The organism is Sphingobacteriales bacterium (assembly GCA_016706405.1).
Classification (GTDB): domain Bacteria; phylum Bacteroidota; class Bacteroidia; order Chitinophagales; family UBA2359; genus BJ6.
On the sequence record JADJJT010000001.1, the window covers coordinates 1 to 16,057 of the forward strand.

8 protein-coding genes, 1 tRNA gene and 3 pseudogenes are annotated in these 16,057 nt (G+C 36.1%); 5 read left to right on the top strand and 7 right to left on the bottom strand.

Features of this window, described 5'->3' with window-relative positions; all coding sequences use genetic code 11:
* A partial coding sequence (locus IPI59_00005) for a hypothetical protein (protein MBK7525963.1) occupies positions 1-646 on the top strand: 646 nt, incomplete at its 5' end.
* On the top strand, positions 643-2,730 hold the full coding sequence (locus IPI59_00010; GenBank protein MBK7525964.1) for a TonB-dependent receptor: 2,088 nt from the start codon (positions 643-645) through the stop codon (positions 2,728-2,730). The genes IPI59_00005 and IPI59_00010, both read left to right, overlap by 4 nt.
* Before the next feature lie 221 nt (positions 2,731-2,951).
* Here IPI59_00010 and IPI59_00015 read toward each other — a convergent pair.
* Positions 2,952-3,718 (bottom strand): annotated as a pseudogene (locus IPI59_00015) (IS5 family transposase).
* A gap of 412 nt (positions 3,719-4,130) precedes the next feature.
* On the opposite strand from IPI59_00015, the gene IPI59_00020 reads away from it, so the two are divergent.
* Positions 4,131-4,748: an HmuY family protein gene (locus IPI59_00020; protein ID MBK7525965.1), complete on the top strand. Its 618-nt coding sequence runs from the start codon at positions 4,131-4,133 to the stop codon at positions 4,746-4,748.
* Positions 4,749-5,101: 353 nt separating this feature from the next.
* Positions 5,102-5,380, top strand: a complete 279-nt coding sequence (rpsO, locus tag IPI59_00025; GenBank protein ID MBK7525966.1) for a 30S ribosomal protein S15 — start codon at positions 5,102-5,104, stop codon at positions 5,378-5,380.
* 306 nt (positions 5,381-5,686) lie between these two features.
* Here the strand turns inward: rpsO and IPI59_00030 are convergent, their stop codons facing one another.
* The 3 genes from IPI59_00030 to IPI59_00040 form a co-directional block, all read right to left on the bottom strand.
* Entirely contained in the window at positions 5,687-8,245 is a 2,559-nt protein-coding gene (locus IPI59_00030) for a UvrD-helicase domain-containing protein (protein MBK7525967.1), read from the bottom strand.
* 185 nt (positions 8,246-8,430) lie between these two features.
* Complete coding sequence (locus tag IPI59_00035; protein MBK7525968.1) at positions 8,431-9,795, bottom strand: hypothetical protein; 1,365 nt, start codon at positions 9,793-9,795, stop codon at positions 8,431-8,433.
* Positions 9,796-10,177: 382 nt separating this feature from the next.
* Positions 10,178-10,251 (bottom strand) — tRNA-Asp (locus IPI59_00040).
* A gap of 280 nt (positions 10,252-10,531) precedes the next feature.
* Here IPI59_00040 and IPI59_00045 point away from each other — a divergent pair.
* A pseudogene (locus IPI59_00045) lies at positions 10,532-11,298 on the top strand (IS5 family transposase).
* Between the two features lie 3 nt (positions 11,299-11,301).
* On the opposite strand, the gene IPI59_00050 reads toward IPI59_00045, so the two are convergent.
* The 3 genes and pseudogenes from IPI59_00050 to IPI59_00060 all read right to left on the bottom strand — a co-directional run bounded on the left by IPI59_00050 (position 11,302) and on the right by IPI59_00060 (position 16,031).
* Positions 11,302-11,943 (bottom strand): phosphoadenosine phosphosulfate reductase family protein, encoded by a 642-nt coding sequence (locus IPI59_00050; protein MBK7525969.1) that lies wholly within the window; start codon positions 11,941-11,943, stop codon positions 11,302-11,304.
* A pseudogene (locus IPI59_00055) lies at positions 11,940-15,160 on the bottom strand (hypothetical protein). Before IPI59_00055 ends, IPI59_00050 begins: the two are co-directional and overlap by 4 nt.
* On the bottom strand, positions 15,150-16,031 hold the full coding sequence (locus tag IPI59_00060; protein MBK7525970.1) for a DUF4007 family protein: 882 nt from the start codon (positions 16,029-16,031) through the stop codon (positions 15,150-15,152). The pseudogene IPI59_00055 and the gene IPI59_00060 overlap by 11 nt, the downstream one beginning before the upstream one ends.
* Positions 16,032-16,057 lie beyond the last annotated feature (26 nt).

A 16,057-nucleotide genomic window follows, 5' to 3' on the forward strand; every position in this document is an offset into this window, starting at 1 on the left:
TGTAGGAAATGGAATGATTGTGAAACACTGGCGGCAAGATTGGTTGTTTGAAAATACCAATTGGTACGAATACAATGGATTTAACGACTGGAAATTAAAAGTGGTATCTAAAGATGAAGTACAAGGACAGTGGACACAACGAGTTTTTGAGGTGGACGATAAACCGCGATACGGGGGAAGTGCTACATGGATTCATGCCGATGACCGCCACTACTGGCAAAATACAACCAATGCCCCGTTGCCAAGGCGGGAATACACTCAACGAAACGACTATAATATTACCCGAAGAACAAATTTACATGAAATTGTAAAAGATGGATGGATACATGACCAAGATAACGACAAAATAATCAGAGATGAAAAAGGTAATAACTATGTTTTGGCACAAGAAAAAGGGTATAATACATATACGAGAGTTGATGACTCGAAGTGTAAACCTGCTCGAGATTGGTGGAAAAAAAACAAAGATTTTTGGAAAAAAGTACGCACAAAATGGGAAGCTGAATATGCGAAAAACAAAGACTTGAAACTTAAGGCAGATATAGACGGACAACCACTTTACATGGTTTTACAAGCATTGAAAACTAATGCCAGCCAAGAAGAAATTAATAGAGTTATTGACAGTTTTATAATTTCCGGACAATGACATTAATAAAAAATGTAACAAGGCTATACTTTTTTGGTTTAATTGTTTGTTATGCTCAGTTTTTAAATGCTCAATTTGCCCCCACTGATTCGATTAAAGAATATCAACTTCGTGAGATAGTTGTTACTGGAACAAGAACGGAAAGAAGCATTACAACCCTACCTCTATCAACACAAATAATAACAAAAGAAAGTATTCAAAAATCAGGTGTAAGTCGTTTAAATGAAATTATTAGGGAACAAACTGGTTTGATAGTAGTTCCAGATTTTAGCGGCGACGAGGGTATTCAACTGCAAGGCTTAGATGCTGACTATGTTATAATATTGATAGACGGCGCACCTTTGTTTGGCCGAAGTGCTGGAACTATAGACCTGACAAGGATTTCGGTTAACAATATTGATAGAATTGAGATTGTAAAGGGTGCGTCCTCGAGTTTATATGGCTCGGAGGCATTAGCAGGCGTTGTAAATATTATAACAAAAAAAACCGAAATAAGCGCAAAACCAAAGATAAACCTCAATTATAAATTTGCATCGTTTAATACACACGACCTGTCAACAACGCTTGAATATGGCAAAAAAAAGGTAGGCGTTGACCTATCCGGAAATTATTATAAAACCAACGGCTATAACCTATCTGAAAGCACTTTTTGGCAAACAGTAGAACCGTATTATAATTTCACAATTCAGCCTAAAATAAAAATTAATATTTCGGAAAAAATTAACTTAGGTATCAACGCGAGGGTTTTCAGCCAAACCCAAGATTACAAATTAGAAATTGCCCCGGACAGATATATTGGTGAGACGACCATTAAAGAATGGAATAATTCGATTTTGTTAAATCAAACTGTTTCAGACAAGGTGAAGTTAATTTACGACTTATACGCAACAAATTATAAAGCAAACGAATACTTAAATGACAAAGATAAAATACTATTTTCAGAGAGTAATTACGACCAAGTGTTTTATCGCCCCGAAATTCGCTCGCACTATAAATTCGGAAGAAATATAATAACAGCTGCCGTTGGCTTAAATTATGAGTCTTTAGATAGAACCTATTTTGAAAAAAAAGCAACCCTAAACTCGGAGTACACTTTTGGCCAGTTTGAATGGTTTATAAAAGAAAAATGGAATATTTTAGCTGGTTTCCGATACGACAATCACCATCAATATCAATCGCAACTTAGCCCCAAAATTGCTGTCAACTATAAATGGAATAGTAATTTCTCTTTAAAAATGAGCATTGGGTATGGCTACAAAGCCCCCGATTTGAGGCAGCTATATTTCGATTTTACTAACCTGGCAGTTGGTTATACTGTTTTGGGCTATAATGTGGCACTAGAAAAATTAGCTTTGTTACAAAGCCAAGGGCAAATTTTATTTACAAACGATGTTGACCTTTCAAACCCATTAAAACCCGAGAGTTCGGCCAATTTTAATTTTGGTGGGTACTATAAAAAAAATAAACTCCTGATTGACTATAATATATTTTACAACCGAATTAATAATTTAATTGATACAAAAGCCATTGCACAAAAAACAAATGGACAAAACGTTTTCTCGTATATTAATGTAAACAAAATATATACTACCGGCTTAGAAACAAATGCAACCTATGAACTAAGCTCAGACTTTTCAATTTCGATGGGCTACCAGTACCTTGTTGCCAAAGACCAAGCTGTTATTGATAAAATAAAGAAGGATGAGCTATTTGCCCGCGACCCAGTTACCTTAGTCTCTTTTAAACTAAAACGAAGCGACTATTTTGGCTTGTACAACCGTTCAAAACACATTGCAAATATTAAAATTAACTATTTAATTCCTCTAATTAAAACATCGCTAAGTGCCAGGTTTTTTTACCGCAGCCAATACGGCTTGTTTGATTCAAATAATAATGCGGCATTTGATAGGTACGACAATTTTGTTAAAGGATATTTTTTAACCAATATTACCTTAAATAAAGATTTTAAAGGTCAAATTTCCGGACAAATTGGCGTGAACAACCTCTTAGATTATAAAGATGAAAATAATATTTCTAATCTGCCCGGAAGGCAATTTTTTGCTAAAATTCAATATTATTATTAGAACTAAAATAATTCAATATGTTTAATTTGCCATAAAATGAAACAATGTTTTAGAAATCCTAAATATTGTTTTGCCCTTAGTTTTTAATTGCTCATTTGTATAGCATGGCCTCAATAAGCTTAAAGGAGATTCTAAGTCGAACAAGCCAAAATCAGACCTTAAAAAAGTTGCCCTAACATTAATAATATAGCCCCCCTGAATATTAAGAGCCTGTCTAAATTTTATTTTCTAATTCTATTAAGCATCAATTTTATCATGGCAAGTTGGATCATTGTCTGGCTCGTTTCGGTTTGGAACTCAAAGTCTTTACTCAATCTTCGATAGCTTTCGAGCCATGCAAAAGTTCTTTCAACAATCCATCTTTTTGGCAATACTTCGAATTTCGAGGCTGTATTCGATCTACTTACAACCTCAACCACCCACCCAAACGTTTTGCGGGTATTTTCAATTAACTCGCCTCTATACCCGCCATCAGCTACTATCTTTACCAATCTGCAAAACCTGCCTCTGAGGTCAGCTATAACCATTGGGGCTGATTTACTGTCATGCTCATTTGCCGCATGAACCACAACCGCTAAAAGTAGTCCCATTGTATCTACAATAATATGCCGCTTTCTGCCTTTAACTTTTTACCCCCGTCAATCCCTCTGCACAAGCCTCCGACGCTTGTTGTCTTTACGCTCTGGCTATCAATTATACCAACACTTGGCGATGAAGCCCTGCCTGCTTGCTTTCGAGTCTTATCCCTGAGTATTTCATGGATGAGTTCTATCGTCCCATCCTTCTTCCACTTGGTAAAATAGTAGTAAACAAGCTTCCATGACGGAAAATGGAACGGCAGCATGCGCCATTGACAGCCAGTTTTAAGCAAATAGAACAGCGCATTAAAAATTTCTCTTAAACTGTGTTTTCGTTTCCGTTTGTCGTCTAAAATGCCTAATATTGCACTCCATTGACTATCGGTGAGACTGCTTGGGTAGGTTTTCATTTTACTTTATGTGTTTGATTTTCATAAAGCTATGAATTATTATTTAAACGTCAAACTGATAGTCTTTTATTCACATCTCTTTTAATAACTTTTTTCCTATCAATTTTTAGGACTGGCATGCCAATTTTTAATTTTTAGACAGTCTCTAAAAATTACATTTTTGGCATCAATCAAACAAAGTATTTTTGACCGTTTTGAGTGAGGCATAAACAGTATTTGAACTTCTAATGCTAAACCAAATATTTTGGTTTGCAAATAGACCTATTCAGTAGTTCATAATTTTTTTCGCTCTTAATCTTTTTGACCCAATCATTTTTTGCTTTTGCTTGTAAATGTTTGGTTATTTATAGAATCCAAAATCGAAATCCACAAATAAATATATCAATTTTATAAGTTAATAAATTTTACAATTATGTTAAAATCAACACTAACCAAATCGGTTTTCTTATTTTTAGTAATTTGCCTGGCTGCTGCGTGCAAAAAAGAAGAAACGCTTGTGCCAGTATTAGAAACAAAAACATTTTCAAACTTATATGCTCCACAAACAGGTGGTCAGGGGCAACCAGTAGGAGGTGACTTTATAAAGTTTAGCTTTTTGCATGGAACAACCGTAACAGACGACTCATGGGATGTTGCCTTTCGTGGCGCTACGATTTTAGTAAACGGAGGCACTCTAATCGGCATTGCCGATGAGCCAATCCGTACCGGAATCGGTGCTATAAGTATTGTAACAAACTCTTTGGATGCTGTTAAAGAGGTACCCGAATCATCTACTTTTAAACAAGATGGCGCAAATACATACGCAATTCCAACCGGAAGCGACAACGGCTGGTATAATTATAATAGTACCACTAATTTAATTACACCTCTCGCCGGAAAAGTATTTGTAGTAAAAACGCACGATGGCAAATATGCTAAATTTGAAATTATTAGCTACTATAAAGATGCCCCAACAAGCCCCGATGCAACCTCATTATCAAGATATTATACATTCAGATATGTATATCAGCCCGATGGCACTGCATTTTAGTAGCTAACTATTATTGTCTTAAAATCTTAAGGCTCAAAAACGTAGTGACAAGAAAATTAAAAAAGAAAAACTTAATTGGAATTGTTCAGGTGGGTTATCTAGAAAAGCTAATTTAAGTACTTGTCAAATTGTACTTATGTCAATTGACACTTAACGATTGAATTCGCCAAAACTTAAATTTCTCACCTGTGCAAAACCATAAATTCTAAAAAGCCATGCTGCCCCGCCTCCTATAAGCAGGCTAAAAATACTAAAAAAAGAAAACAAAAAATATACTACCAATTAGTAAAAAGCGTACCTTTGCCCTCTAAATCTATTTATTAGCTAATTTTATCCGGAATCATACCATCGTTATGAGTAAGCGTTATTTGAGCACCGAACAAAAAAAAGAATATTTTAAAACTTATGGCGGCAGCGAAACCAATACCGGTTCATCGCATGCCCAGGTGGCTTTGTTAACTGCCCGTGTCAATCATTTATCAGGGCATTTAAAAAGTAATCCAAAAGACCATTCAACCCGCGCCTCCTTGTTAAAAATGGTAGGTCAGCGCAAAAGGTTACTTCAGTTTATTGCTGCACACGATATTTTAGAGTATCGTAAACTTATTGAAAAACTTGGAATTCGCAAATAAAGCTGCTAAGATTGTATTACTGAACAACAATTAGCTGCTGATTAGTTTTGCTTTAACTTGTACTTCAATTTGGTTTAGCCTACTATTAAAATAAGTCAGTTTAAAGTTTTATCCTAAACGAAAAGTTAGATTTGTTTATTTTGTGGTTTTTGCCACATTTTAAGCAGATCTAATTTTTTTTATATACGCCTTGCACCATGCTCATTTTTTCGATTTTGCCTTGGTTTATTAAAGCGGATTACATCATTTATATAGGCTGTAGTAATTTGAATTTTTAAACTGTGCAGAGAAATCAAACTTAGTTATTTAACTACTTTTGTCGGGTACAACCATTAATTGGGCAAATTTAAGCATCATGCGTTTTTCGCCGTGGTGTTGAAAATCGATATGGGCAATACGTTTGTCAAACTCGCCTTCAAGGGCTGTAACTTTGCCGTAGCCAAATCGTTGATGCGCAACCTTTACGCCCAAAATAATAGCATTCGCTGGGCTGGGTTTAAAGTTTTCAATTTGCGGTAGGTTAGTTAAATTTCCCTTGTTTACATTAGTGCCGGCTACACTATTTTTTTGCTGCTGTTGCTTTTGCGCCAACCGTATATTGCTCGATATACTATTTTGAAAGCCATCGTAAGCCGGATTGGTCGTTACAAACGAAGGCTTTCTTATTCCACCACCTATTATATCTAAGCTTTCGGGTGGTATTTCGCTTAAAAATCGGCTTGGCTGGCAATCCTGTAGTTGACCAAATCTATAACGGTTAGCCGCATTACACAAATACAATTTTTTTTGGGCGCGGGTAACGGCAACATAAAACAAGCGGCGTTCCTCTTCGAGTTGGCTGGGCTGCTCGCTCGATTGCCTCGAAGGAAATAACTGCTCTTCTAATCCGGCTATAAAAACACATTCAAATTCTAAGCCCTTTGCCGTATGCACTGTCATTAATTTTACTTTGTCCTGTTCGTCGTTCTCATTGTCTAAATCTGTATATAAGCTTACCTCTTGTAAATAAGCCCCTAACGAGCTGTCAACGGTTTCGCTGGCTTCGTTTATAACGCCTGCTTTTCGGTTGTCAACAAATTCTTTGATGGAGTTAAACAGTTCTTGCAGGTTTTCGTATCGGCTAAGACCCTCAACGGTTTTGTCTTGATGCAGTTCGCGTATTAACCCCGATTTTTCTCCGGCCTTTACTGCTAATTCATACGCATCTACCGTAGGGCTAAGTAACTGTAAATAACGCACCATATCAATAAATTGAGCAATGGCGTTTTGGGCTTTAGCGGTAATGCTTGTAATGCGGGTAATTTGGGTGGCGGCATCCCAAACCGATATTTTAAGTTGCGCCGCAGTTTCCCAAAGTTTATCTAAAGTGGTGGTGCCAATGCCGCGAAGTGGGTAGTTAATTACGCGGCGCAGTGCTTCTTCATCGTGTTGGTTGGCCACAAGGCGCAAATAGGCCATCATGTCTTTTATTTCTTTGCGCTGAAAAAACGATAATCCACCGTAAATACGGTAAGGAATGCCTTTTCGGCGCAGTGCTTCTTCAAGCGTGCGCGATTGGGCGTTGGTGCGGTATAAAATTGCAATTTGCTCGTTTTTATAATGGTTGCGCAGTCGTTCTTCTGCAATAGAGTCGGCAATTAGGCGACCTTCGTCGTTGTCGCTGGCGGCATTAATTACACGGGGTTTGCTGCCAATGTCGTTGTCTGTCCAAACGGTTTTGGCTAATTGGTTGGCGTTGCGTGCTATTATATCGTTCGAAATTTGAACAATATGTTTTGTTGAGCGGTAGTTTTGCTCTAATTTAAACAGTTTTCTTTCCGGATAATCTTTTTCAAAGTGCAAAATATTATCAATTGTTGCTCCTCTAAAGGCATAAATACTTTGTGCATCGTCTCCTACAATACATAAATTGCGGTGCTGGGCTGCCAACATGCGTAAAATTGTATATTGCACATAATTTGTATCCTGAAATTCATCAACCATGATATGGGAAAATTTTTGCTGATACTTGGCTAAAATTTCCGGATTTGTTTGAAACAGCACGAACATATTCACCAAAAGATCGTCAAAATCCATGGCACCAGCTTGTTTGCATCTTTTTACATAGAGGTCGTAAACCAAGCCTAAATGAGGGCGTTTGGTAGCATTATCGTACTGTTGTAGCTGGGTGTTTTTGTTGTAATCGGTGGGTAATATTAGTTTGTTTTTGGCAAACGAAATTCGGTGATAAATGCTGTTTGCGTTATATTGTTCCTTGTCGTCAAGTTTTAGCTCTTTTACAATGGCTGTAATTAGGCTTTTGGCATCTTCGGGGTCATAAATTGTAAAATTTGCAGGATAGCCTAAAGCTTCGGCCTCTATGCGTAGTAGTCGGGCAAAAATACTATGGAAAGTACCCATATTTAGCTGTCGGCTGGCCTCGTTATTGGTTAGGCTGGCTATTCGGCGTTTCATTTCGCGGGCAGCCTTATTGGTAAAGGTCAGCGATAAAATATTCCAGGGTGCTATTTGGCTGTTAATTAAGTGCACCATTCGATAGGTTAGTACGCGAGTTTTGCCCGAGCCTGGCCCGGCAATAATCATTACCGGACCTTTTAGGGTGGTAACTGCAGCCCGTTGTACTTCGTTTAGTTCGGCTAAGTAATTGGTGTTTTGAATGGGGGCAAAAAGAGGTTTTTGCGTAGTGGGTTGCTTTGCAGCAGGCGGCGATAGTTGTTCTGCTTCCGGATTATTGGCTTTTTTAGCGGGTGCTCTTTTGTGGGTTGTTGACTGTTTGTTTTTAGCTAAAATATCGGGCTCTTGTTGCTCGTTATTCTCGTTGTTACTATCGTTTAAAGGGGGTTGGTTGAAGAGGTCGTGAAACATAATACTGCAAAGTTACAATCTTATGCGAAAAGTGGAAGTGTAAATGGGTTTTCCGGATAAAAAAATACCCAACTGTTTTGTCTATAACTGCTTACCAATTCCATCTTTCAAAAAAAAATAAAAAACAGGTAAAGCAAAACTCACTTTACCTGTTTTTTTTAGGATTAGCTAAAACAAACAAATATTTATTTGTTCTTTGTTTCAACTTGTTGTTTCTGGGGTAAAACACTTTTACCCTGCATAGCAGTAATTAAACGTTTACAATATTCTTCTTCTTTGTACGAGCGTTTGGCCATGGCAATTTTTTTAGCTTGGGTAAGTATTTTTATTGCTTTTTTGGGTGATTTGTACTTTTTGTACAATAAAATTCCGTAGGTTATTTTGTAATCTGCTACATCGGGGTTAAGCTTAACAACATTTTTTGTCCATTCTAATATGCCGTCAAAAATGTCGGGGCTTTGGGTATATTTTAAGTTAATTCCAACATTATAAGCAATATCCATCAATTTGGCAGGTTTGGTTATTCGATTTTGTTGCACGTAATTAAACATGGCATTTGCGTAGCCAACCCAGTTGCCGGTATATGAATAAAATTCCGAGTTCATGCTTGCCGTAAATTCACGTTCGTTGGCAAGATGGCATTTCTCTATAAGCTTAATGTGTTTGTTGAAGGTTTCTTCGTCAGATTGGGCTGTTGCGGTTACTATTTTATTTTCAATAGCATCCCTCAATTTGGCATCAACGGTAGCGCGGGTATAAAGGTCAATAAACAGTTGTTTGTTTTCAATTAGTTGCTTAAAGGCTTCAGAGTCGGTATTTGTTGCAAAATCAAATACAAAATTAATATGGTCGTGGTTGTTAACTAAAAACTGCTTTTTAGTAGAAGCAAAATATTCATCTACTATCAAGTCAGTTGTATAACCATAATTAAAAGTTTTAAGGTTGCGGGCGTATGCCATCAAAAGATCGGGGTCACGATTGCCCAAGTCGTATTGGGTTTCGGTATCAAAGAGGTCGTTATACCCTTTGCGTTCTTGATTATCGTCATTTGTAGATTTAAATATGCTTAACGATTGTTCGCAAAGTTCAAGCAAATCAGTTTTGGTAAACTCACCCTTTAAAATTGCACGCTTGTCTAATGGCTCACCATTAGAATTAAGAATAGCAAAAGTAGGATATACTGAACTACCGAGTTTTTCCATCATAGTAAAACCTATTTTGTTGTCGGTGCTGTACATGTTTACCGGATGAAAGATAATGTTCTCCGAAGTAAGCACTGCTTTAATGTCAGGGTCTGATAAAACCTCGCGGGCAGTAAGCTGGCATTGCTTGTCGTTTCTGTATATATAAATAGCAATTGGGTTCGTGCTTATATTGGCATAGTCCAACACCACATCAAAAGATGCGTCAAAATAGTCTATACCGCCTTCTAAGTTGACTGCATCGGCCGCTTCGGTATTGCGTGGGCCTTGTGCAAAAGCAACAAAAGTATTTACAGATACAAAAAAAGCCGCAAAAAATGTAAGTAATGAGTACAATTTTTTTAGCATAGATTGGGGTAGTTATGTTTGGGGTAATTATCGAAAATAGCTAAATGATTATCAGACGTAGGATTTTATTTTAGTAACAAAAAATTAATGAACGTAGGGCAAAAAACATACCAAAAAGTTAATTTTTTCTTATGTGTTGAAAAGGTTAACTCAATTTTAAAAAAGGAAAAAACTTTCTCTACTATGCAGGTTACAATTAACGCAACTAAACTTAGTGCAATGATAAGTATAAAATTATTTATCTCAAAATTTTTTTACCTCAAGTTTTTTAATCTTGAATAAATCAAATTTCATCACAAATAAAAATCACCAAGTAAAAACACCTATTGTTATTGCCTTAAAAAGCAAAAAGCCCATCACTTTTTATAAGTAATGGGCTTTGCGGTCTGGACGGGACTCGAACCCGCGACCCCATGCGTGACAGGCATGTATTCTAACCAACTGAACTACCAAACCATAAAAATAAAGAACTGCCTATTGCTTAGGCGGTGCAAAGATACAGTATATTTTTTCAATTATACAAATATTATAGCTATTTTTTGGGTCTAAATTTTAAAGTTTTTCATTTTTAGGGTATAAAACTATACTTAGAGACTGTCTAAAAATTAAAAATTGGCATGCCAGTCCTAAAAATTGATAGGAAAAAAGTTATTAAAAGAGATGTGAATAAAAGACTATCAGTTTGACGTTTAAATAATAATTCATAGCTTTATGAAAATCAAACACATAAAGTAAAATGAAAACCTACCCAAGCAGTCTCACCGATAGTCAATGGAGTGCAATATTAGGCATTTTAGACGACAAACGGAAACGAAAACACAGTTTAAGAGAAATTTTTAATGCGCTGTTCTATTTGCTTAAAACTGGCTGTCAATGGCGCATGCTGCCGTTCCATTTTCCGTCATGGAAGCTTGTTTACTACTATTTTACCAAGTGGAAGAAGGATGGGACGATAGAACTCATCCATGAAATACTCAGGGATAAGACTCGAAAGCAAGCAGGCAGGGCTTCATCGCCAAGTGTTGGTATAATTGATAGCCAGAGCGTAAAGACAACAAGCGTCGGAGGCTTGTGCAGAGGGATTGACGGGGGTAAAAAGTTAAAGGCAGAAAGCGGCATATTATTGTAGATACAATGGGACTACTTTTAGCGGTTGTGGTTCATGCGGCAAATGAGCATGACAGTAAATCAGCCCCAATGGTTATAGCTGACCTCAGAGGCAGGTTTTGCAGATTGGTAAAGATAGTAGCTGATGGCGGGTATAGAGGCGAGTTAATTGAAAATACCCGCAAAACGTTTGGGTGGGTGGTTGAGGTTGTAAGTAGATCGAATACAGCCTCGAAATTCGAAGTATTGCCAAAAAGATGGATTGTTGAAAGAACTTTTGCATGGCTCGAAAGCTATCGAAGATTGAGTAAAGACTTTGAGTTCCAAACCGAAACGAGCCAGACAATGATCCAACTTGCCATGATAAAATTGATGCTTAATAGAATTAGAAAATAAAATTTAGACAGGCTCTAAGTGATTAAAGCCTTTTACGTCTGTATCAAGTAAAGCGCACAGTTTTTGGGCTTGGGTAAAGGCGGTGTTGATTTTTTTTGATACAATTTGAGCGACTTTGTCTTGATGTTTTCCAAAATCAATATCTTTTGAAAATAAAATTACTTGATCAATATTTTGATTAGATAAAACTTTTGTAATGACATCTTCGCTCCAAATATTTTTTCTGAAAGGAAAAATTGACTGAATGTTTTTCTTCGTTGAAATATATCCTTCACGGTCTTCGTCTCCACGAATACCTACATAGGATACAACATCATCTGTTCCCACATATTTTTCAAATGGTTCAAGTTTTAATTTTTTTGTACACCACCGAACACTAGAGGACGGCAAATAACCTCCGTACATTTTTAAAAAATGATCAAACGGAACTTCCGAACTATTTTCTGCTGCTCTCAAAAGATTTATTTTTATACCAAGATAAACTTCAAGATTTTGGATAAGCTGATAGGTTTCGTCTAACTCTTTACCTGTATCACAAGAATAAAATTCCAAATCCAATGACGGGTATCTGGTTTTGATATAAATAGCTAAAGCAGCACTATCTTTGCCGCCTGAAATGCCTAAAACATGTCTTATTTTACTCATTGCAATAATTCTTTTAAAAGATTCAACACTGCTGCTATGTTTAATGTTTTATCGCTTCCCAATTTGTTCTTCAAAGTTGATTTTAATTGTTCAACTTCTACCGATTTGCTTTTCGGAAAACGCACAACTTTCGGATTGATTGCACTAAAAAAAGTGTCAATTTTTACTCCTATTACTTCTTCGTTTATTTCATCTATATTGACTTTAGAAATGTTTGTCAGGCTATCCAATTCTAATATCAACGCTTTGAATTTTTCGTACAACAAGATTTCATCTTCATCACTGAAATTTTCAAGCGTTTTGCCGACTACGGCTTGTGCAATAGAATTTAACCAAGCCTTTTTATCATCTAAGCTCGAATCAATTCGTTGTAAAAACGTTTTTTGATTTGCCAAAAGCAAATGTTTTTTTAACATAGAAAAACGCTCACGCAAATGTTCTTTATAATCTTCAAATTCGACTGTTTGTCCAACATATTCGTTGCAGATAAACTCTTCGAAGCGTTTGATAAGTTCGTAGTAAGAAGTACGCAACTCGCGAACTGCATTTTGCAAGTTTGTTGTAAAGGCTTGTAGTTTTGATTTGTCTTTTTGCAAGTCACTAAGCGAAATCCCTAACGCATTTGGAAATGAATCAAAGAAAGTGTCTTCTGGGTTTATGCTCTTTGCTATAGCAGTACGAATTTTTAAAGCCGAAGTCGAAAGACGTTTCGTTTGCTTAGAATATTCAGGCAACTGCTTGTAAAAAACAATGAATGGTTTTATCGTTTCAATGAATGAATTGTTGTCAAACTTTGATTCGGTTGAAATATTTAAGAAAGTACGATAGCTGTTGAAGATGTCCAACTTCACTCCTTCAATGTCAAAAGTTTTGATTGAATAATCTTCGGGATTTTTCGCAATCAATTCAAGGTTGTCGTCCGTCAGACTTGGTAAATAGCCGTCATTGTTGAACATTGCGAAATCATCTCTACGCAAAAACAGAAAAGTAGAAATCCAAAAATCAATAAACCCTTGTTTTAGTTTCAATGGTCGTTTGCTCAAAACAGAAACAAACTCGTCAATGCTTCTTTGTTCAGATTTCGCACTTTCAATGAATTTTTCTGATGCCTTCCAAAGTTCATTGAAACTTGATTTTTTGTCAATGGTTGGAACAGAAAACGAATTTTCACGAATTGGCGAAATACCGTTTTCTTTCAGAAGCGATAAGAAAATTGTTTTTTCAGGCGGAAATTTCGCATCTTCAAAACCTAAGTTTTCTTTATCCCAATTATTCGCAAGTGCTTTAAAGTAGTTACGTTTAGCGGTGTGAATTGAAGGCGAAATTTTGTGTTTGTTTACTAATTCGTTTTTGAAAACAGGCGTTGCTTTGTAAACAAGACTGCAAACTTGCGAAAGCAATTTTTGAAAATCTTTTTTGTCTTCAATTTTCTTTTCTTCGCCTTTGAAGTACCATTTCACGTCTTTACTTCCTGAATAAATGCTGTCTGTGATATAGTGATTTAGTAAGCGTTTTTGAGAGTCTGAAATGTTTTCTAGTTCTCGTTTTGCAACTTTATCGTCTTTGTTCTCCTCAATTACTTGTTGGATTTTTTCAATCTCAAACAATAAGTTTTTTATCTCGGTTGAGTTTTTGAAAAAGCAATAAATAATTGCTTCTTTTTGAGTTCTTGATGTTTCTTGAATTTCAGCAATTTTAATTTTGCTATTGAATATAAGATTGATGAAGCCGTCAATTTCTCCTGCTGGAATGTCTTTGAGAATTGGATATTCAGAAATTTTAAACTCAAAGAAACGTTGTGTTCCTGTTTCGTAAGAATACAGTTTTGCAAAGACAGGTGAGAATTGGAAATACTTATTCAGTAAAGCCGTGACATCGTTTACTTCCGAAATTTTATTTCCTGCTTCAATTAAGGCAGTTTGAATGTCTAAATCTGTTCCTTCAAAAAGAATATAGCGTTTGCTGTGGGCACGGAAATGAATTATTTTTTTACTTTCAAGATTTTTGATGATTGTTCTTGCATTAGCAACGCCACAAGCAGTTTCAAGGTAACTGCTCAAAAAATTTTCATCTAAAATAGCTCCGCTTGCCAAAAAAATATTCAGCAAACCAATTGTTTTGATTGCTTTAGAGTAATCGTTTATTCTTTCGTCAAATGCACGTTCAACTTCTTCCAACGAAGAACGGATTGAACTCCAAGCCGAAAAATCGGGATTGTATTTTGAAGTGAGAAACGAATAAAAATTGAAATTGAGATAATCATAAACACAACTCAAATTGTAAAACGGATTCTCTCGTTTATTGAATTTCGTTAGCCCTGTATGATCGGTTGATTCAAGAAATGAAAACAAAGAACGTTCGTTTTGTCCATAGCGTTGCAACGAAAGCGTAAGAATGTTTGCTGAAAGAATATCAAGCGGAAAAAGTTTCGTAGAAATTTCGTTCAAGAAATCTTTGTTGAAATTGAACGCTTTTGAAGCTGCAGACAATTTCAAACATTTATCAATTTGTTCTTTTGGTGCTTTGCCTTCAACATTTATAGCAATATGTTCCGAAGCCAAATACAAAAGTTGTTCAACAGGTTGTTGAATGTAATTTCACGGAAACGTCCTTTAACCTTTGTCCACTCTTGTTTTTGTGTGCTTGTTAATGCGTAGGCATACGATTCAAAACTTTGGTGAACCGTAGAAATCAAAACAATGTTGTATTTCGGATTGTTGCAAAATTCCGCTAATTGCTGAATGAAATACAATTCGTTTTCGGGATTGTGTTTGCTTGCGTATTCCAAAAATTTCCCGAACTCATCTAACAACAAAAACAAAATGCCGTTGTTTTTGCTAACCGAATGGTAGCGGTTGAAAATTTCGGATAAAATATTTTCGTGTTTGTTTTTGTTTGTTGTTACTTCAAATGTGTCTGCGAACTGTTCTACGATTGAAGTATAAGAACCAACAATTTTCACAAAATCAACTTTGGGATTTGTAAGAAAGTTTGTTTCAAAGTAACATTCCTTACCTTTTACACTTTGTTCAAGAGCCAAAAGGAACGAAGATTTCCCTGTGCCATAAGTTCCAATTATGTTGAATGAACGAATCCCTTTTTTGAAGTCGTTCACAATTTGACCTACTGTCTGTTTGGCATTTGGTGTCGGGATATAGTGAAAATCCCTTTCCGTATCACGAAGGATATTGACCGACGTTGTGAAATTAGTTGCCATAGTATGAATCTAAAATTGAGTATACGTTTGGTTTGCTACCTTTAAATTGCAGCTCTTTAATTCCTGCATGGTCGGTAAATGTGATACTTTTGTTGTTATTAACGATTTCAGAAATTTTGTTTGTTAAGCCTGAGCGGTTCAATGCAAAAATTGAACACGGACTGTTATAATCGTATTCCAACGAATTTAAGCTAATTGATTGTCCGTAGTTTGGATTGTCCAAAATGGAAAAAAGCAAAACAGCATCTTCCAAATTATCTCTGTCGCTGTTTTCAATCTGATACTGCGTGTCTTTGCCTTTGCCGATTGTTTTAAGCAAATCTATTTCGGAAAGAATACCCGAAAAACTGTCTTCAATATCTTTTGCAGATTCACTACTTTGGTACATTTTTACAAACACGTCAAAGTCGTCTGCAACTGTGTTGTCATTGAATTGAAGTGAAGGTTCTGCTTCGCGTTTACGCTTTAAATAGTTTACAAAAACTTCCTTATTGAAGAAAATCTTTTCCTTTCTAAACTCGTTGAAAATGATGCTGTATGTTGAAGCCAAGCCTGTTTTTACAAGTTGGTAGTGCAGCAGCCACAAACTCGCGTCGTCTTCCAAAAACGGGTCGTAGCCGTTTTCTGTGTCAAAAAGTTTTGTGCCAAATTCCGTTGTTTTGTCTTTATTGTCAATGATGTTAAATGCTTTCATCCAATAACGGATTGCCGAAACCATATTTTTACCAACGCCAAGTTTTACAACAGCATCTTCGCTGTTGAATGACTGCCCTTCCTGAACAAAGTCAAATCCTTTTTTGAGCCAAAGTTGTCGGCAATGAAAGGAATAGTGTCCTGAAAATGTATATTTTATTGTCAATAGTTCATTCATTATTTTCTGTTTGGGTTAGCCCCATT

Coding starts and splice junctions, on each gene's coding strand:
- IPI59_00010 (MBK7525964.1), top strand. CDS start 643: ATGACATTAATAAAAAATGTAACAAGGCTATACTTTTTTGGTTTAATT.
- IPI59_00020 (MBK7525965.1), top strand. CDS start 4,131: ATGTTAAAATCAACACTAACCAAATCGGTTTTCTTATTTTTAGTAATT.
- rpsO (MBK7525966.1), top strand. CDS start 5,102: ATGAGTAAGCGTTATTTGAGCACCGAACAAAAAAAAGAATATTTTAAA.
- IPI59_00030 (MBK7525967.1), bottom strand. CDS start 8,245: ATGTTTCACGACCTCTTCAACCAACCCCCTTTAAACGATAGTAACAAC.
- IPI59_00035 (MBK7525968.1), bottom strand. CDS start 9,795: ATGCTAAAAAAATTGTACTCATTACTTACATTTTTTGCGGCTTTTTTT.
- IPI59_00050 (MBK7525969.1), bottom strand. CDS start 11,943: ATGAGTAAAATAAGACATGTTTTAGGCATTTCAGGCGGCAAAGATAGT.
- IPI59_00060 (MBK7525970.1), bottom strand. CDS start 16,031: ATGAATGAACTATTGACAATAAAATATACATTTTCAGGACACTATTCC.